Here is an 18,985-nt window from a genome sequence, read left to right on the forward strand (position 1 = left end):
TCATTGCTGCTCTACCTTATCCACTTAGTTTTTTACGCGCAAGCCTGCTCCATGTTATCGACAATGATAATGCAGCGATTAAGTAATTTGCGGGACGCATCCGTTACAGCTTGCAGCCTATGTCACTTAGGTTAAATTGCGTCGCGATCGATCACGAATCTCGCTTGCAAGCCGGGAGAGGGCGACCATGGATAATAAGAGCATCGTACAGGGCTTTTTCGCGGTTATGAACGAGGATGGGCCGGAAGCGGCGGCCAGGCAGTTCGGCACGCCCGACATGGTCTGGTGGACTCCCGGCGGCGGCGAGATACAGGGCCAGCTTGCTGCCCTTTCCGCCCTCATCGACAAGCATTTCGACGTGCAGGGCATCACCCTCACCATCGAGGGCGTCACGGCGGAAGGCGATAGGGTGGCCGTCGAGGCACGGTCCGAAGGGCGTCTGCGCAATGGCTCGCGCTATGCCAATCGCTATCACTGGCTGTTCCTGCTGCGCGATGGCAAGATCACCGTCGCGAGGGAATATAATGACACGGCACATGTGAATGCCGTTCTTGGGCCCGCACTCGCCGGCGCGGCCTGAATCCGCATTCCCACGCAAAGGATTTCCCATGCGATCGAGACATCTGGTCGACCCCGAATTGCTGCCCGCCGTCGACGGCTTTCCGGCGATGACATTCTCCTACGACACATTGGCCGATGTGCGGGCGATGGTGGAATCCTTTGGCGCCGCTTATGTGCCGCCGCTGGGTGACGGCGTCACGCGAGAGGATGTGATGGTGGCCGGCTTGGCGGGCGATCCCGATGTGCGGGTGCTGCTCTACAAGACCGCGCCAGCGGCTGACGGTGCGCAGCGTCCTGCCATCCTTTACATCCACGGTGGCGGCTTCTTCTCGGGCAAAGCGGACCTTTACGAGGACTGGTGTCGGCGGTTGGTAACGGAAACCGGGGCGGTGGTTGCGGCGGTCGATTATCGCAAGGCGCCCGAAGCGCCCCATCCTGCCCCCATCGACGATTGTTCTGCTGCGCTGCTTTGGCTGCACCGCTCGGCAGCGGCGCTCGGCATCGATCCAGCCCGCATTGCGGTTGAGGGTGTGAGCGCGGGCGGTGCGCTGGCGGCGGCGCTGACGCTCCGGGCAAGGGATGAAGGGAAGGTTTCGCTGGCCTTCCAACTGCTCGATTATCCCATGCTGGACGACCGCACCGGAAGAGGCGATGCTCCGCGCGATCCCTTTGCCGGTGACTATGTCTGGACCTACAATGGCAATGCTTTTGGCTGGGAGACGTTGCTGGGCGACGAGGTCGGCGGCGAAGATGTGTCGCCCTATGCCGCCCCCGCCCGCGCGACCTCTCTCGAAGGCTTACCGCCCGCCTTCATCGGCGTGGGCGCACTCGACCCGCTGATGCGGGAGAATGTCGACTATGCCATGCGTCTGATGTATGCGGGCGTGCCGACGCAACTCATCGTCTATCCCGGCGCCTATCATGGTTTCGACGCCTTCGATGACGGCAGGTCGGCCATCGGTGATGATTTCCGAAATGCGCGCATCACGGCACTCAAACGCGCGCTGGGAGCGCGTGCATGAGCCGGTTTCTGCCGAAACAAGGATGGCCGATCCTGCTCGCCAGCCTTGCCGCGTTAGGAACCCTGACCTCTTGCGGACGGTCCGACGGCCAGATCGATAATGGCCCCGCCGCGCGGGAAGAGAATGGTGCTGACTGGCCACTTTACGGCCGGACCTTCAGCGCCAATCATTACAGCCCCCTGCGCGAAATCAACAGCGACAACATCAAAGGACTGAAGCTTGCCTGGTCGCTGGACCTGAACGAGACGGGCAGCCTCTATACCTCCCCCGTGGCGGTGAACGGCACCCTCTACTTCGCGCAAGGGTACAGCGTCATCCACGCCGTCGACGCTGCGACAGGCAAGCTGCTGTGGAAATATGATCCCGAAGTACCCAAGCGCGCGGGCAAGAAGATGCGCACCGCCTGGGGCAGTCGCGGCATCGCCTATTGGAATGGCGCGATCTACGCCGGAACGCTCGACGGCCGGTTGATCGCGGTCGATGCGCATAGTGGCAAGCTGCTCTGGTCCGCCATCACGACAGAAGCTCCGGACGACGGCCGCTACATCACCGGCGCGCCGTGGATTTTCAACGGCAAGGTCGTGATCGGCCATGGCGGCGCGGATTTCGACCTCGTGCGCGGCTATGTCACCGCCTATGACGCAAGCACGGGCCGCAAACTCTGGCGCTTCTACACCGTGCCCGGCGACCCCCAAAAGGGTTTCGAGGACCCCGCCCTTGAACGCGCGGCCAAGACATGGACAGGCGAATGGTGGAAATATGGCGGCGGCGGCACCGTCTGGAACGCCATGGCCTATGACCCGCAATATAACCGGCTCTATATCGGCACCGGCAATGGTACGCCCTGGAACCAGAAAATCCGCAGTCCCGCCGGCGGCGACAATCTCTATCTCTGCTCCATTGTCGCGCTGGACGCGAATACCGGCAAATATATCTGGCATTATCAGGTCAATCCCGGTGAGACCTGGGACTATAATGCCGCGATGGATATTGAATTGGCGACGTTAAAGATCGGCGGCAAGGATCGTCCGGTCCTGATGCACGCGCCCAAAAATGGCTTCTTCTATGTCATTGATCGCGAAACCGGAAAGCTGATCTCAGCCAAGAACATCGTTCCCGTGAACTGGGCCAAGGGCATCGACATCAAGACCGGCCGCCCCATCGAAAATCCCGCAGCGCGTTTTCCCAATGGTCAGGGCTTCATGATGTCGCCCAGTTCCGCCGGCGCGCATAATGCCCAGCCCATGTCTTTCAGCCCGCAGACCGGCCTTGTCTACATCCCGGCGCAGGAAAATAGCCTGTGGTATTCGGATAAGGGCGTCGATCTCAAGAACTGGAAGCCCCTGCGCGGCACGGGCTATAATACAGGGCTTAGCCAGGAACCGCCGCCCCGCCCCATGCCGCCAACGAAGAGCTATCTCCTCGCCTGGAACCCATTGACGCAAAAGGCCGCCTGGCGGGCGCCCCTGCCTGCACTCTGGGGCGGCGGCATCACCAGCACGGCGGGCAATCTGGTGTTCATCGGAACCGCGGAAGGCAAGTTCGAGGCGCACGACGCGCGCAACGACAAGACACTGTGGAGCTTCAACGCGCAGGCTGGCATTTCGTCCCAGCCAATCAGCTACAGCGTGAATGGGCATCAATATGTAACCGTGCTGGCGGGTTATCGCGGCATCGTGCAAGCCTCGCCATGGGACTATCGCACACAGAGGCGCCGGGTGCTGACTTTCTCGCTGGACGGCAAGGCACCGTCGCTGCCCGATCCTGAGCCGTCGCAGCCCCGCCAATTCGTTACAGATCCCGGATTCACGGTCGATCCGGCCAAGGCGAAGGCAGGTCTTGGCGTGTTCATCACCGCTAACTGTTTCAACTGCCACGGCCTCAATCTGGAAGCTGGTGGCATGGCGCCGGACCTGCGCGAATCGACCGTGCCGACTTCACGCGAAGCCTTCACCCAAATCCTGCATGATGGCCTGTTGGTAGAACGCGGCATGCCGCAATTTTCCGAACTGTCGCCGCAACAGATCGAGGCGCTCCAGCACTATATCCGCCAGACCACCCGTGCGGCAATCGCCGGAAAAGCGACGCCGAGTGCCGGACCGCAGATCCGTCAGTAGCGAAGAAAAACCGAATTAACTGACCGATTGACTAATCCTCAATACACTCATATCATGGCCATCTATATACGCGTACATTTAAACGTCCGATTCAAGGGCAATGCGTACAAGACCGGCAAAAAGCCGGTCGGGGGAGAGGAGAAGGATATGCAATCGACACGCAGAATCCGTCGGGCGTGCAAGGGCGCCTGCTATGTACTTCCGGCCATGATCGCCACATCCTGGACTGTCGGCGCCCATGCTCAAGCCGCCGCTCAGCAGGCCGGTGATCAGCCCATTGCCGACATCATCGTAACAGCGCAGCGCCGCGCGGAATCGGTGCAGAATGTACCCATCGCCGTCAGCGTTCTCAGCAACGCAGCGCTCACCGCATCGGGCGCGACCGATTCCGTCGCGCTTGCGGGCAAGGTTCCTTCGCTCAGCATTCCACAGAACGGTGCGGTGCAATATTTCCTGCGCGGCGTTGGCACGACCGGAAGTTCGATCAATTCCGAGCAGTCGGTTGCGACCTATGTTGATGGTGTCTACATATTTTCAACCTGGTCCGCACAGGTTCCATTGAGCAGTATCGAACGGGTTGAAGTATTGAAAGGCCCACAAGGCACATTGTTCGGGCGCAATACAACCGGCGGCGTGATCCAGATCGTGACCCGTGATCCACTCGCTGATCCGACATTGCAAGCGAGCGTGACTTACGGCAATTACGATACGACCTCGGCTTCGGCTTATGCCTCAACGAAGCTCGACGACCGGCTGGGCGTCAGCTTGGCGGTAGATTTCCGTAACCAGGGCAAGGGCTATGGTTACAACAGCGTTCGCAAGGAAGACACGATGTTCCGCGACGACCTGTCCATCCAGGGCAAGGTCGTGTTCGAAGCGTCGGAGAACACGAAGTTCACCGGTTTCTTCTGGTATGATGACGGTCACACCAGTGGCCAGAATAATCAGGTCATGCCCGGTTATCGCGGACTGGATGGCGTGCTGTCAAATTATGGAAAATATGAGACCAAGGCGAATACACCGGACTCTCTCAATTATAAATCCTATCTCGCCTATGGCCGCATAGACCAAAAACTGGGCGATTTCGCCGATCTGGTATCGATTACCTCCTACCGCCGGGTCGATACGCTTTACCGGCTGGATCAGGATGCCACGCCCGCGACGGTGATCAATGCCACGCTCGATATTCCCTTCCGCAATTTTTCGCAGGAACTGCAATTGGTCTCGGCGGCGGATGGGCCGTTTACCTGGCTGGTCGGCGCCTATTATTTCCACAGCAGCGCGAAATATGATCCGATCACCATCGCCGGTGCGGCAGCCGGCGCCGCCGGTGTGGTACGCTATTATCGCGAGCAAAGGACCAATTCCCTCGCCGGCTTCGCGCAGGCAAGCTACAAGATAACGCCCGACACGACTTTCACCGCCGGCATCCGCTACACGGACGAGACGCAGAAAATGCCCTCGGGCAAGACGACTCTGATCGGTCCCGATCCCAATCCGACGGTCCTACCCTTCCGCCCCGACACGCAGGATTCCAGCGGTTGGACCTGGCGCCTCGCGCTCGACCATCATTTCACGCGCGATATCATGGGCTATATCTCCTATAATCGCGGCCTCAAGAGCGGCGGCTTCCCGCTGGTCACAGCAGCCAACCTCCCCGGCTATTCGCCGGAAAAGCTCGATGCCTATGAAGTGGGCCTGAAAACGCAGTTCCTGGGCGGCAGGGTCCGCATCAATGCTGCTGCCTATCTCTACAAGTTCAAGGATATTCAGGTCACGCGCATCACCGATGGCGGCAATGTCGTCGCCAATGCCGCCGCCGCCACGATGAAGGGCCTCGACGTCGATCTGGACGTCAAGGTTTCCGACCGGTTCAACGTCTATGCGGCCATGGGTTATCTGGACGGCCGTTATGACGACTATAAGACGGCAGTTTTCTACATTCCGCGTCCAACCGGGGGCGTCACTGCCGTGCGCGATCAGGATGCGACCGGCAACCGCACCATCTACTCGCCCAAACTGTCGGCATCCGGCGGCATGAACTACCGCATTCCGACCGGATCTGGCGACATCACACTCGACGGCTTCGTGCAGTTCGTGGACGACCAGTATGTCGGTCCCTCCAACCTGTTCAAACTGCCGGCCTATGCCACCGCCAATGCCAGCATCGGCTGGACCTCAGCCAATGAGCGCTTCGGGATAAAGCTGTGGGCGCGCAACATCACCAACAGCTATTATTTCGTGCAGGTGCTGGAATCGACGCCGGGCATCTTCCGCGCGCCGGCCCCGCCGCGGACCTGGGGCGTGACGCTCAGCACCAAGATGTAAAGTTCCTCCCTGAGAGCGCGGTGCCCCCAGTGCCGCGCTCACTTTTTGCCGAACCGCCCCGCGAAGGAGAGAGAGATGCCGGATATGGACCTTGCAAACCGGGCCAAGGCTCTGTGCGATGATCCCGCCGCCTTCTTCGACCATGATTATACCGCCATGATGTCAATCGAGCGCGCACCGCTGGAAGCGCTGCAACTGGAAGGCATCCGTCAGCGATTGGCCGGGTTGCGTGGCAAGGTCGCGATGCTGGGCAAGCTCGCCGACAATCAGGGGATCGAGGACATTGATGATCTCAACTCCATCGTGCCGCTGCTCTTTGAGCATGTGATGTACAAGAGTTATCCACCATCGCTGCTGGAAAATAGGCGATTCAAGGACATCAATCTGTTCCTGTCGAAGCTCACGAGCATGGACCTGACCGGGATCGACGTGTCGCATTGCCAGTCGATCGACGACTGGATGGAAACGATGGACCGGGAAAGTCCGCTGATGATCATGCACTCGTCGGGGACGTCGGGCACCATGTCCTTCCTGCCGGTGTCGAAGAAGGAATGGGACAAGTTCGGTGCGGCATTGCGCGTCACCTTCCTCCAGAATTTTGGGGATGAACCGGAAACACAAGAGAGTGGGGAGGAGTTCCACGCCATCTATCCCTATTTCCGTCATGGCGGCGCGGGCCATGTCCGCATGTGCGAAATCTACGTCAATCATATCTGCGGGTCGGAGGAACGGCTGCACACCGCCTATCCCGGCCGCATGAGTTCCGATCTGCTCTATATGGGCGCCAAGATTCGCGCCGCGCAGGCCAAGGGGCAACTCGACCGGCTGAAGATTTCCCCCGCCCTGCTCGCGCGCAAGGCGGAACTGGAAGCCATTCAGGCGGCGATGCCCGAGCATCTAATGGCCTTCTTTGCCGAACTGGCCGAAACGCTGAAGGGCAAGCGCATCTTCTTCTGGGGGGCGCAGAATCTACTCTATAATGTGACGAAGATCGGTCATGAGAAAGGGTTGAAGAATATATTCTCGCCGGACTCGGTTATCGGGACCGGCGGCGACGTCAAGGATGGCATGGTCATGCCCGATGACTGGAAGGAACAGGTCTGCGACTTTGTCGGCGTCGACCGGATCAAGATGTGCTACGGCATGTCGGAAGTGTTGGGACTGCACAACAAATGCGGTGCAGGCCATTATCATTTCGTGCCCTGGGTGGTGCCTTTCGTCCTCGATCCCGACACCAGCAAGGTGCTGCCGCGCGAGGGCGTGACGACAGGCCGCGCCGCCTTTTTCGACCTCGGCGCGGAGACGCGTTGGGGCGGCTTCATCACGGGTGACGAAGTGACGATCCATTGGGATGACCCCTGCGGCTGCGGCGCGAAGGCGGTCTGGGCGGAGGACGGCATCCAGCGCCTCGGCGCCAAGCGCGGTGGCGACGACAAGATCAGTTGCGCCGCGACCGAAGGGGCGCATAAGGACGCCATGAGCTTCCTCAACAGTTTTGAATGAAGGAAGCGAGATTCAAAATAGCACCGTCATCCCCGCGAAGGCGGGAAACGCAGTTCGGCGCAGCAAATCCATCTCCCATAAGAAGCACCAAGCGCGACGGTCAGGAGATGGATCCCCGCCTTCGCGGGGATGACGGATAGAGGAGATTGTCATGGGTATCGAAAGCACAGTGGAAGGCGTGACAAAAACCATGCCCATCGCACCGCTGATCCTGCGCGGCCGGATCGTCACCGACCATCTGATCGAAGTCGGCGGACGGGGCGGTGATCTGATCTTCCACACACCCGACGCGCGCCGTTTCGCTGACCAGCTCCCCTTGGGCGATCCGGGTCGGCTGGCCGATCTCTATGCGTTGAGCTTCGAGAATATTCTCGACTATCTGGAGGCGCTGGGCAAGCGGCTCGACATGCGCAGCAACGTCCATCTCCAACAGGCCTGCCGCCTCTCCTATCTCACCGCGCCAACCACGCCGCCGATCGTCGATGCCTCCTATGCCGCGCTCAGCGCCATGTTCGCGCGGAACCATGTCCGCGAAATGGCGGAAAAGACGGTCGGCATCCGCTATCTGGAAGGCTGGGTGGAGGAGGAACTGGACGGCCTGCGCCTCGGCGTGCGCTGCTTCGGGGCGCGGACGCTGCACATCATTGCCGGGAACAGCCCGATGATCTCCGCGCTCACCATCATCCGCAACGCCATCCTACGCAGCGACGCGATCATCAAGACGCCGTCCAACGATCCCTTCACCGCGCCCGCCATCGCACAGACCATGATCGACCTCGATCCTGACCATCCGATTACCCGGCACCTCACCGTCGCCTATTGGCGTGGTGGCGACGAGGCGTTCGAGGAGCGGCTCTATCAGCCGCATAATGTTGAAAAAATCATGGCCTGGGGCGGCTTCGCTTCGGTCAAACATGTCACCCGCTATATCCAGCCGGGGCTGGAACTAGTCTCGCTCGATCCCAAGCGCAGCGCGAGCATCATCGGCGCGCAAGCCTTTGCCAGCGAGGAAGGGATGGCGGATGCGGCCAAACGGCTCGCCACGGATATCGGTGCGATGAACCAGGTGGGCTGCGTCAATGCGCGCGTCGTCTATGTCCAGAGCGGCACCGACGAGGAAGGCGTTGACCGCTTGAAGCGCTTCGGCGCGGCGACCTACCGGGCCATGCTCGATCTGCCGCAAGCGATCAGCACCAAACCCAAGCGTTACGACCAGGAGCTGAAAGGCGAGGTCGACGCCATCCGCCTGAGCGACGACTGGTACAGCGTCATCGGCGGCGCGGAGGAGGAAGGCGCGATCATCGTGTCGCACATGCCCGATCCGGTCGATTTCGCTACCCGGCTTGGCGACCGCACCGCCAATCTGGTGCCGATCGACGCCATTGCCGAAGTGACGGCGGCGGTGGATGCCTATACCCAGACGGTCGGCGTTTATCCCGAAAGCCTGAAGGCGGAATTGCTGAATGTCCTGCCGCTTTATGGCGCGCAGCGCTTCGTGACGCTGGGCCATGCGGTGGAAGCAACACTCGCCTCGGCGCAGGACGGGATCGAGCCGGTGCGCCGCATGGGGAAATGGATCATCAACGAAATTCGCGATTGATCGGTGAAGCGCCCGCCTGCAAGCGGGCGCTCCTCCATCACTTACCGTCGTCCAGCACCGTCATCACGCCCCGCACGCTGCTGTAGTTCGCCACGTCCCCGCCCAGTTCCGCCATGCGCGGGCTGCCGAAAGCCCGATCCATCGCTTCGCGCGAGGGGAAGTCGAACTCCACCACCATGCGCGCCGCCGGAGCCTGTCCAGCGATCTGCACCGGCCGGAACACGCGCACGGCTTGCACATCCGAACCCAATATCTCCTGCGCCAGCGGAATATGGCGGCTGAGGAAATAATGTTCGTCGAAGCGATCCCCCTCGGGATAGGTGTTGCGCAACGTCAGCATAGTCGTCCTCTCATTCGGTTTGTTCATTGATCCACCAGCTTGCAGGGTCCAGCCCCAGCGTCGCCACGGAGGGCGGCAGGCCCGCATATTGCGAGGATTCCAGGATACCACTTCCCTCCCGCCCCTCGCAGCGGAAGCCCGCCGATGCATGGGTGACGAGCTTGCCATGGCCCATCGGCCAGGTACTCGACGGACCGAAGGTCCTGCCCGAGAGGTGAAAGACGCGTCCCTTGTCGTCGATCAGTTCCGCCTCGCATCCCGCCGGCGTGATCCAGTCGTCGCGGAAGCTGTACCCCATCTTCGATTCCGACTGGAGCCGCCCCAGCACCCCGTCCTTATAGACATAGCCCACCATCGACCGCGCGGGTCCGGTTGAGACGGGGATCGCTGTAATATAGAAATCCTCATCGAACACGCAGAACAGCGAGCGTGACGCAGGCAGATGCTTGCGGCGCGCACCCCAGCTATGATCGCTGAAGCCCGCCGCGTCGATGGGAAATTCCCGACCGCGCCACACACCCGTCCCCGTTGCCCGGCCCATGGCGTTATAATGTCCCTTGGCGATGGTCGCGCCGCCGACATTGAAGCTCATGGACAGCGGATGGCGGAAATTGCGCCACTCCAGCCGAAGTTGCAGTTCATCCGTATCGAGCGTCAACCCATAGCGCATCAGCGGCTCGATGGTGGTGACACTGGCGCCCGCGATCGTCGCTTCCAGCAGGTCGCCGGGTGGTAAAGGCTGATCCACCATCATCCGCCGGTCAGCCATCTCGTCACCGATCATGGTCCAGCTATAGAGATTGGCGACACCTTGATTGGCATGCGCCCCGAAACGTATCCAGCAACCAAAGCGATCCGCCGCGCTCGCGAAGGTGAACAGCCCACTTTCTTGCCACCATTTGTCGTCAACTGGCGGATGGTTCGCATTGTCCGCAACGGTCGGCGGCGTGTCGAAATCGGCGGCCGGGATGACGGCCATTTCGCCTTCGTTCATGGCTCAACTCCCAAAGGCGGCAGGCGGTGCGGACCATCTCCCCGCGCATCGGCCAGCGCCTGTTCCAGCATCGCGCGCGTCCGGGCGGCACGTTCATCCGAGCTACCCGGTTCATTCGCCTGCCGTACCAGATTGGCAATAGTACAGCGCAGCATCACCAGCACAATGAAATAGCGCAGCCTGGCCGGATCAATCTCCATGCCGGTAGCGTGACGATAGGCCCCAAACCAGGGCACAATATCGCGGTCGAAACCCAGCATCGACACACGAAACCAGACCCAGGCGAGATCGTCATGCGGATCGCCCGCATGCGCCATTTCCCAATCGATAAAGCCAGTCAGGCGGCCACCTTCATGCATGAAATTGGTGGGGCCGGCATCGCCCTGCAACATCGCGGGCGGGCCATCGCTCGCCGGCACATGCGCCTTCGCCCAGGCCAAGGCTTCGTCCACCAGGGCATGACGGGCGCACAGGTGTAAATAGGCTTCCTCATGATCGGCAAGATCGGCCAGCGTCGCAGCATCCTGCCTGTCCGGCACCGCAATCGGCAGACCGAGCCTACGCGGATCGAGCGCGTGTAGCGCAGCGAGCGCCCGACCAAAATCTTCTATGGTGGAGAGCCGTTCCTCCTCCCCGTCAAAGCTGAAATCGGCGCGACCGGCCAAGCGGTCCATCACGGTAAAATGCGCGGCGGCATCGCTATAATGGACAGCCGGAACCGGCGTGCCAACCGCATTCAGCGCAGCCAATGTGCGCGCTTCCCGCGTCAGATTGAACCGCGTGCCGAAAAAGGGACCGCGTCCCAGATCCTGAAGCGCGACCAGCGGCAAGATGCGGCCATCTCGTTCCAGATCGAAAGTCCAGAACAGACGAGATGAACCGCCGGGAGGACGATGCAGATCATGCACCGTCCCGCCCAACAGGCCTTCCAGACGCTCGACAAAGCCCAGCTCGTCGGTCTGCTGCACGCCTTATCTGCCTCCCAGCTTGTAGCTGACCCTTAGCATGATCTGTCGGCCCCGATTAATCAACGCCAGCGTATCGGACGGCGTGGTGGTCGCCGTCCCTGTGCCGCTGCCGGTGAACACCTGATCGAGCGAACGGAAATAATAATATTTGTTGGTCAGGTTCTTACCCACGACGCCGATCGAAAAGCCCCGCGCATCGTCAAAATAGGTGATGTTGCCATCGACCAGCGCATAGCCCTTCTGCCAGCTATCGGGCTTGTTGGTTGCCTGACCGAAATAGCCGCTGGAATAGCTGGTATCCATCGAGACGGACAGATGTCGCTCTGAGTCAAAGGGAAGCGACGCGGTGAAGCCCCCCTGCAAACTCCAGTCCGGTGCACGGAACAGGCGCTGCCCCGACAGATCCTGCGCGGTGAAGGGACCGCCCGCCACGACCTGCTGCTGGCTACAGCCCTGTGCAATCGACTGGCCCGGATAGCAAGGGCCGGCAAAAGCCTTGTAGCGCGCATGATTGTAGGCGAGCCCCGTACGCAGCGTCAGAACATCGGTCGCGGCGAAGGTCGCCTCGAACTCCGCGCCCTTGATCCGTGCCTTACCCGCATTGACGACGACCTGATCGGAGCCGGTGCCATTCTCGCGCGGGATGGTGGCCGTGACCTGCAAACCGGTCGAGGTATAATCGTACAGCACCAGCCCCGTGCGCAACCGGTTGTCGAGCGCCAGTCCCTTGGCGCCAACCTCAAAGCCATGGATCTTCTGCTGATCATAGGAACGGTCGTTGCGCGGATTGCCGGTACCCGCATTGAAGCCGCCCGAGAGGAAGCCGTGCTTATAACCGCCATAAAGGGTGAACTTGTCGGTCGGCCGCCAGGTCAGCGTCCCTTCGGGCGAGAAATCATGCCATTTGCGCTCCGGCCGAACGGTCGGGATGAAGACGCCGTTCGGATCATAATTGTCGAGATGCTTCTTTTCATCCGAATAGCGGCCACCGCCCGACAGTTCCAGCGTCGGCAAAATCTTGATGCTGAGCTGTCCGAAGGCCGACCAGGCCTTGCCGTTCTGGATATGCGTTTCATGCTGACCCAGGACAGTCGGCGCGGCAGCATTATACATGGTGCTCGCCACATGATAGAGTTTGGTGTCCTGATAATAGGCGCCGATCATGAAGTTGAACGCGCCTGAAAAATCGGAAGCCAGCCGCAATTCCTGACTATATTCGTCGGTGTTGAGCTTCTGATATCCGCCGGTGATCCGCGCTGCATGCGCCGGATCGGCCAGCACGAAGGATGATGAATGCGACGCCCGGATACCATAATAACCCGTCGCGGACGTCAGCGTCAGTGCGTCGCTCAGCTTATAATTCATCTCCAGACTGACCAGCGTCTGATCCTGATCGGCATAGGGGCGATCCGTGATGTTGGGATCGAATGCACTGAAATTAGGGCCTGAATCGGGACGGATCAGATTTTTATCCGCGCGGCAATCATCAATCCCTGGCGCCAGCTGATTGTAGCCGAGTGGGCAGGCGATGGCCTGCACCGCCGACTCCCCACCCTCGGTCCGGACCGAACTGCGGCTGGCCTTGAGCTTGGCGTCGAACGGCCCGCCATTATCGAATTTCAACGTCAGGCGGCCGCCCCAATCCTTGTTGTGCGGCAGACGGATGCGATCGGGCGAATAGGGATTACCCTGCGGATAGACGTTCCGGAAATAGCCCGCCATATGCGATCCATAAAGCGCCAGACGGACACCCAGACTGTCGGTGATCGGCGTCGATACGTAACCGTCAAGCCGTCCTTCATCACCGATGAATTCATAACTGCCGTTGATCCCGGCTTCGAAATGGTCGCCCGGATCATTGGTGCGGATGACGATGATGCCGGCCGGACTGTTCTTGCCGAAATAGAGCGCCTGCGGACCTTTCAGCACTTCGACCTGCGCCATGTCGACTTCCGCCACGCGGCGGATATTGGCGCGGGACACCTGCAAACCGTCAACATTGAAGGACACGGCCTGGTCAGCAAAGGGATTGGCCTCCCCCACCCCGATACCACGGATGATGACGATGCCGCCCTGCGGGTTGGCGCCGACTTCGGAGATCACCAGTTGCGGGACCGACTGGACGAGATTGTCCATGCTGACGATCCCCCGGCGCTGCAACTCGGCGCCGCCCACCACGCTGACCGCGACCGGCGTGCCAATCAACGTTTCCTCACGCCGCCGGGCGGTGACAACGATGTCTCCCGCGCTCGCCTGCTCGGGCTCAGGCGCCTGCTGGGCATAAGCCGATGTCGAAGTGAGCAGCGCGCCAATCAGCGCGGTCGTGGACAGGATGGATTTGGATTGCATCAAACGGACTCCCCCATTTTTCTGGTTCATCTGGCCAAGGGGGACCGTCCGGAAAAGCACGGCTTTCCACTCGATATCCTCTCCTGGCATCTTCTGTTATCGATGACGCAGGACGCAGGATTTCCATCAGCGGAAAAGGTGATTTTTTTGCCGGGCGCCATTCTTTCAGGGAAAACGGCGCCCGAACCGATTAACTCGCCTGGGCGAGCGGGGCGTAGCCGTCACCACGGACGAGACGTCCGGGCAAGGCTCCGGTCGGCGTCCCATCGCGATATGTGACCACGCCGCTTACAATCGTCGCATCATAGCCATCGGCACGCTGATAAAGACGGCGCCCTCCCGCCGGCAGGTCGTGCGCCACGCGCGGTGCATGGAGCTTCACACCGGGCAGATCGATGATATTGACATCGGCCTTGTAGCCCACCGCAATCACGCCGCGATCGGTGAGACCCACCGTCTCTGCCGGAAGGCGGCTGAGCTGCGCCACTACCCATTCGATCGGGAAACGATAGGCTTCATCCACATCCCGCGCCCAGAAGGCCAGCACATAGGTCGGGAATCCCGCATCGCAGATCATGCCATAATGCGCGCCGCCATCACCCAGTCCCAGCACCGTGTCGGGATGGGTCATCATCGTATAGACCGGCTCCATCGTGCCGGACGAGAAATTGGCGCTGGGCAGATAGAGGATCGCATGCCCGTCCTGCTCCAGCAGTCGGTCATAGGCAAACTCCAGCGTGTTGACGCCCGCCGCCTTGGCCCTCTCGTCGAGCCGCATCTCCGGCGGCGGCATATAATCCGGCTCCTCGCCCAGCGCATACATGCTGCCGACCGCACCCAGCAGCATATCAACGATCGGCTGCTTGTCGGGTACCGGCTCCTCCGACAGGATGCGCGCCCGTAATTCGGGATCACGCAGGCGCGCGACACGCTCCTCCAGCGGCAAGTCCTTGATCGCGATATAGCTCGGCCGGTTCATGATCGGATGCAGGCTGAGTTCCAGCCCCATCATCACCCCGACCGGCCGGGGAAAGACCTGCGCGCGGACCATGTAGCCCTTGGCATTGGCCGCCTCGGTCGCTTTCAGCATCCGGCGCCAGTTCTCCGGCCGATCCATCGTCTCGACCAGCGAGTAGGAGACGGGACGTTTGGCGGTCTCAGCAATGCGCTCGATCAGCGCCATCTCGTCCTCGGGCGACTCCGTCATCTCCGTGATGATCTGGAACACGCCCGCCCGCGCCTCACCCAGCCCCTTGGCGAGGGCCAGCACTTCATCCTTCGCCGTCTCGACACTGGGGGCCAGCTTGCCATTCTTGGCCCGATGGTTGAGCGAGCGGGAAGTAGAGACACCAACCGCCCCGGCCCGCACCGCCTCTGTCACGAGTGCAGCCATGCGCGTCCGGTCGATCTCGGTCGAGGCTTCATGGTTCGCTCCCCGCTCACCCATGACATAAACGCGCAGCGGCGAATGCGGCACCTGCATGGCGATGTCGATGTCATATGCACGCTGACCCAGAACATCGAGATATTCGGGGAAGCTTTCCCAGGTCCAGGGAATGCCGTTCGCCATCACGACTTCGGGAATATCTTCCACCCCCTCCATCACGGTGATCAGCGTCTCATGATCCTCCGGCCGGCACGGCGCGAAGCCGACGCCGCAATTGCCGCCGACGATCGTGGTCACGCCATGATTGCTGGACGGCGCCAGCGTATTTTCCCAGGTCGCCTGCCCGTCATAATGGGTGTGCACGTCGATAAAACCGGGCGTCACATAGCGGCCGGTCGCGTCGATCACTTCAGCCGCCGTGCCGTCCAGATTACCCACCGCCACGATCAGTGATCCCTTGATCCCCACATCGGCGGCAAAGGGCGCCCCATCCCGACCATCCACCACCATACCGCCGCGAATGAGAATATCATAATCAGGCTTGCTCATGTCAGGCCGCTCCTTGCGTGACGGGCAGATTGTAGAGTTCGACCACATTATCGCGCAGGATACGCTTGCGCTGCGTGTCGGTCAGATTTTTCGTCTGGCGGGCGAGCATCTGCTGACTCCAGGGCCAGGTGGAGTCGCTGTGCGGGAAATCATTCGCCCACATCAACTGCTTCTCGCCCATCATGTCGGCCGTCGAGAAGGCGATATAATCATCCTGAAAGGTTAGATAGACATTATCTCGAAAGAACTGACTCGGCATTTTCGACATCTCGCCAATCTTCGCCCAGAAGCGATGGCGGTTGTAGAAATGATCCATGCGATACATGAAGTGGGGTGCCCAACCGGCATCCGCCTCGACACAGACCAGTTTCAGCTCGGGGAAGCGCTCGAAAATGCGTTCCCAGATGAACAGGCTAATCACATCCTGATTGGCGCGGATCAGCCCCTGGAACATGTTGGCCTTGGACTTACCGCGCTGGCTGGCGACATGGCCGATGCCCGCACCCGCGTCACGCCCCGAGGTGAGAATATGGAAACTCAAGGGCAGCTTCAGATCAACCGCCGCCTGCCAGACGGGATCGAAGCGGGGATCATCATAGTCGAACTCGGTCGACGGGTCGCAGGGCATCATCACACCATGGAAACCCATTTCGCGGATGCGCCGGAAATCCTCCACCGTTTCCTCGACCGAGCGCACCGCCGTCTGGCCGATGCCGAAAATCCGGTCGGGCGCGACGGACTGAAACTCCTGCAACCAGTGATTATAGGCGTTGAAGCAGGCGGTCTTGTAATCCGGGTCACGATGATTGCACAGCAGCATGCCCACCGTGGGATAGATGATCTCCCCGCCCACACCGTCGCGCTCCTGATCCGCGACGCGCGCCGTGCCGTCCCAGCCGCCCCGGTGCAGTTCCTCGAACGTCGCCTCGTCCAGCGTGATTTCCTTGGGATCAATGCCCGCAGCGGCGGTACCGGCGAGGGGAATTTTCATCTCCATGCCGTTAACGACAAAGACGTCACCGCCCTTCTCATTACGCTCGACGCGCGGCGCAATGTCCCGAAACTTGGGATCGATATAGTCGATATAGGTGTTCGGTGGCTCCGTGATATGCGAATCTGCCGAAATCGGCAAATAACCGAGAGGTTTCACCTCGTCATCGGCAGCCGCCGACACATGCACCGACGCGGCTTCAAAGGCGCTCCTGGACGCCTCGACTGCAATATCCATCCTCTATCCTTTCCTTGTATTTTATGGTGCGGTCTGCTCCCCAACGTGGAGTTCCCGAATCGAGAGCAGCAGTGACTGGATCAGCGTTTCCAGCTCCAGATCGAATAATGTGAGATGCGTCGCCGGCGCGGAGGCCCGCGCGGTGGCGAGATTGGGATAAAGTCGCCGGTCCAGTTGCAGATAGGCGGATTCCAGCGTTTCCCAGGACTCGTCCAGCGTCACATTGTAGAGCGCAACGCAGCCATTGATGAAACTGCCGAAAATGCGCGCCCATACGCGATGCAGCCCATGCGGCAGGCCACAGCGACGGAAGCCTTCATACATCTCCTCCTGAAAGCGCAACACTTCGGGCATGGTGGAATGATGGGCAAAGACCAGGAAGATGTCGGGATATTTGAGCGTCAGGTTGAACTGGTTGCGGAACACGGCGCGCAAGATGTCCGCCCCTTCCGTGATCTTGTCGAAATCCACCCAACTTACCTCGGTCTTGAACAGATGGGCGAGCAAGTGCCGCTCAATCTCCGCCTTGCCCGCGACATGGTTGTAGATCGCCATGGCGGACACGCCGAGTTGCGCGGCAATTCCACGCACGCTGACCCGGTCGACGGAGGTCGCCAGCGCCAGATCGACGGCGGTCGCCAAAATGATATCGCGCGAAAGCCTGTCATCGCCCTTGGGTCGGCCACGACGACGCGTCCGGCGGTCATGTTCATCTCCGTCCACCCGGCGATCCTTTCCTTATTCTCAGGCCGCACGACTCAGCTTGACAGCCGTAATTAATCGCCTGCATAATCCCAACATATGTACATGTAAATATAAAAGGAGAGTTGCCGTGATGCCACTCATCGACAAGCCGATCATTTCGGCCGATTCCCACATCACCGAACCGCCGAGCCTGTACCAGAACCGCGTGCCGAAGAAGTTCGCCACCATCGCGCCCAAACTGCACCGGACCGAAAATGGCGGCGACGTCGTGCTGATCGACGGCATGGCCGACCCCTTCCCCATCACCCTGGCATCGGGCGCAGGCTTGCGCGGACAGGCTCTGGCGGACCGTGCGAACGCCAAGCTCGAAGAATGTTTCGCGGGCGGCTGGGACCCCAGGCAGCGGCTCAAGGATCAGGATGATGACGGCATTTACGGCGAAGTCATCTATCCCAGCCTTGGCATGTTCCTCTGCAATCATCCGGACACCGAATATAAGACGGTGATGTTCGACGCCTATAATGACTGGCTCGCCGAATATTGCTCGATCGCGCCCAACCGTCTGATCGGTCTTGGCCAGACCGCGATGGAAAATCCAGGGCAGGGCATCAAGGACCTCGAAAAGATCAAGAAAATGGGGCTCAAGGGCGTGATGATGCCCGGCTATCCCCAGATCGAGGATTATGACAGCCCGCTTTATGACGATTTCTGGGCAGCGGCTTCGGAAATGGACCTGCCTTTGAGCTTCCACATCCTGACCTACAAGGATGGCCTGGGCAAAGCGCGCGGGCCGAAGGTCAACGCCTTCATGTCGATCATCCGTGGCAATCAGGACATCATCGGCACGATGATCTTCAGCGGCGTGTTCGAGCGTCATCCGAGCCTGAAAGTCGTATGCGCCGAAGCCGACGCCGGTTGGGTCCCGCATTATATGTATCGCATGGATCATGCACTGGAACGCAATCCCTGGACGGCGGGCAAGTCGACGCTGGCCAACAGCCCCAGCCATTATTTCCGCGAGAATATCTACCTGACCTTTCAGGATGATCTTATCGCACTGCAACTCAAGGATTTCTTCAACAAGCAGCGAATGATGTGGGCGAGCGACTTCCCGCATCTCGACTCCACTTATCCGGATTCGCAAAAACTGCTCGCAGAGCAGACCGCGGGGCTTTCCAAACAGGAAAAGACCTGGCTGCTGCACGACAATGTCGCGGGACTTTACGGCCTGAATTAAGCGTGGGGAAATCGGGTCTGCGTCCCTCTTGCGGGGATCGCAGACCCGTAACCGCCATCATGGCGGAAAAATATTGAAGAATATTGGGAGAGGGTGA

General features: G+C 60.4%; 14 protein-coding genes. 7 read left to right on the forward strand and 7 right to left on the reverse strand.

All coding sequences use genetic code 11. The features are described from left to right. Positions 1-187 precede the first annotated feature (187 nt). The 6 genes from HUK73_RS26435 to HUK73_RS26460 all read left to right on the forward strand — a co-directional run bounded on the left by HUK73_RS26435 (position 188) and on the right by HUK73_RS26460 (position 9,131). Positions 188-580 (forward strand): nuclear transport factor 2 family protein, encoded by a 393-nt coding sequence (locus HUK73_RS26435; protein ID WP_176594682.1) that lies wholly within the window; start codon positions 188-190, stop codon positions 578-580. Positions 581-608: 28 nt separating this feature from the next. After that, positions 609-1,583, forward strand: coding sequence for an alpha/beta hydrolase (locus tag HUK73_RS26440; protein WP_176594683.1), 975 nt, complete (start codon positions 609-611; stop codon positions 1,581-1,583). After that, complete coding sequence (locus HUK73_RS26445) at positions 1,580-3,700, forward strand: PQQ-dependent dehydrogenase, methanol/ethanol family (protein ID WP_176594684.1); 2,121 nt, start codon at positions 1,580-1,582, stop codon at positions 3,698-3,700. Before HUK73_RS26440 ends, HUK73_RS26445 begins: the two co-directional genes overlap by 4 nt. A 147-nt stretch (positions 3,701-3,847) precedes the next feature. Further along, complete coding sequence (locus HUK73_RS26450) at positions 3,848-6,028, forward strand: TonB-dependent receptor (protein ID WP_176594685.1); 2,181 nt, start codon at positions 3,848-3,850, stop codon at positions 6,026-6,028. A gap of 75 nt (positions 6,029-6,103) precedes the next feature. Then, positions 6,104-7,531 (forward strand): hypothetical protein, encoded by a 1,428-nt coding sequence (locus tag HUK73_RS26455; RefSeq protein ID WP_176594686.1) that lies wholly within the window; start codon positions 6,104-6,106, stop codon positions 7,529-7,531. Between the two features lie 151 nt (positions 7,532-7,682). Beyond that, positions 7,683-9,131: an acyl-CoA reductase gene (locus HUK73_RS26460; RefSeq protein WP_255326575.1), complete on the forward strand. Its 1,449-nt coding sequence runs from the start codon at positions 7,683-7,685 to the stop codon at positions 9,129-9,131. 37 nt (positions 9,132-9,168) lie between these two features. Here the strand turns inward: HUK73_RS26460 and HUK73_RS26465 are convergent, their stop codons facing one another. The 7 genes from HUK73_RS26465 to HUK73_RS26495 all read right to left on the reverse strand — a co-directional run bounded on the left by HUK73_RS26465 (position 9,169) and on the right by HUK73_RS26495 (position 17,669). Beyond that, on the reverse strand, positions 9,169-9,471 hold the full coding sequence (locus HUK73_RS26465; RefSeq protein ID WP_176594687.1) for an EthD family reductase: 303 nt from the start codon (positions 9,469-9,471) through the stop codon (positions 9,169-9,171). Positions 9,472-9,481: 10 nt separating this feature from the next. Further along, complete coding sequence (locus tag HUK73_RS26470) at positions 9,482-10,465, reverse strand: hypothetical protein (protein WP_176594688.1); 984 nt, start codon at positions 10,463-10,465, stop codon at positions 9,482-9,484. Then, positions 10,462-11,433, reverse strand: coding sequence for a phosphotransferase family protein (locus HUK73_RS26475; protein ID WP_176594689.1), 972 nt, complete (start codon positions 11,431-11,433; stop codon positions 10,462-10,464). Before HUK73_RS26475 ends, HUK73_RS26470 begins: the two co-directional genes overlap by 4 nt. A gap of 3 nt (positions 11,434-11,436) precedes the next feature. After that, positions 11,437-13,782 carry a TonB-dependent receptor gene (locus HUK73_RS26480; RefSeq protein WP_176594690.1) on the reverse strand — a complete coding sequence of 782 codons (2,346 nt, stop codon included), beginning with the start codon at positions 13,780-13,782 and terminating at the stop codon, positions 11,437-11,439. Positions 13,783-13,972: 190 nt separating this feature from the next. Continuing rightward, positions 13,973-15,718 (reverse strand): amidohydrolase family protein, encoded by a 1,746-nt coding sequence (locus tag HUK73_RS26485; protein ID WP_176594691.1) that lies wholly within the window; start codon positions 15,716-15,718, stop codon positions 13,973-13,975. 1 nt (position 15,719) lies between these two features. Then, a complete protein-coding gene (locus tag HUK73_RS26490) occupies positions 15,720-16,946 on the reverse strand; it encodes an amidohydrolase family protein (RefSeq protein ID WP_176594692.1) in 1,227 nt (408 codons plus the stop codon). 21 nt (positions 16,947-16,967) lie between these two features. Further along, a complete protein-coding gene (locus HUK73_RS26495) occupies positions 16,968-17,669 on the reverse strand; it encodes a TetR/AcrR family transcriptional regulator (protein WP_176594693.1) in 702 nt (233 codons plus the stop codon). Positions 17,670-17,781: 112 nt separating this feature from the next. Between HUK73_RS26495 and HUK73_RS26500 the strand changes: the two genes are divergently transcribed. Beyond that, positions 17,782-18,888, forward strand: a complete 1,107-nt coding sequence (locus HUK73_RS26500) for an amidohydrolase family protein (RefSeq protein ID WP_176594856.1) — start codon at positions 17,782-17,784, stop codon at positions 18,886-18,888. The last annotated feature ends 97 nt before the right edge of the window (positions 18,889-18,985 follow it).

The sequence above is a fragment of the Sphingobium sp. EM0848 genome (genome assembly GCF_013375555.1).
Classification (GTDB): Bacteria; Pseudomonadota; Alphaproteobacteria; order Sphingomonadales; family Sphingomonadaceae; genus Sphingobium.

Coding starts and splice junctions, on each gene's coding strand:
- HUK73_RS26455 (WP_176594686.1), top strand. CDS start 6,104: ATGCCGGATATGGACCTTGCAAACCGGGCCAAGGCTCTGTGCGATGAT.
- HUK73_RS26445 (WP_176594684.1), top strand. CDS start 1,580: ATGAGCCGGTTTCTGCCGAAACAAGGATGGCCGATCCTGCTCGCCAGC.
- HUK73_RS26450 (WP_176594685.1), top strand. CDS start 3,848: ATGCAATCGACACGCAGAATCCGTCGGGCGTGCAAGGGCGCCTGCTAT.
- HUK73_RS26440 (WP_176594683.1), top strand. CDS start 609: ATGCGATCGAGACATCTGGTCGACCCCGAATTGCTGCCCGCCGTCGAC.
- HUK73_RS26490 (WP_176594692.1), bottom strand. CDS start 16,946: ATGGATATTGCAGTCGAGGCGTCCAGGAGCGCCTTTGAAGCCGCGTCG.
- HUK73_RS26500 (WP_176594856.1), top strand. CDS start 17,782: ATGCCACTCATCGACAAGCCGATCATTTCGGCCGATTCCCACATCACC.
- HUK73_RS26465 (WP_176594687.1), bottom strand. CDS start 9,471: ATGCTGACGTTGCGCAACACCTATCCCGAGGGGGATCGCTTCGACGAA.
- HUK73_RS26460 (WP_255326575.1), top strand. CDS start 7,683: ATGGGTATCGAAAGCACAGTGGAAGGCGTGACAAAAACCATGCCCATC.
- HUK73_RS26435 (WP_176594682.1), top strand. CDS start 188: ATGGATAATAAGAGCATCGTACAGGGCTTTTTCGCGGTTATGAACGAG.
- HUK73_RS26480 (WP_176594690.1), bottom strand. CDS start 13,782: ATGCAATCCAAATCCATCCTGTCCACGACCGCGCTGATTGGCGCGCTG.
- HUK73_RS26485 (WP_176594691.1), bottom strand. CDS start 15,718: ATGAGCAAGCCTGATTATGATATTCTCATTCGCGGCGGTATGGTGGTG.
- HUK73_RS26470 (WP_176594688.1), bottom strand. CDS start 10,465: ATGAACGAAGGCGAAATGGCCGTCATCCCGGCCGCCGATTTCGACACG.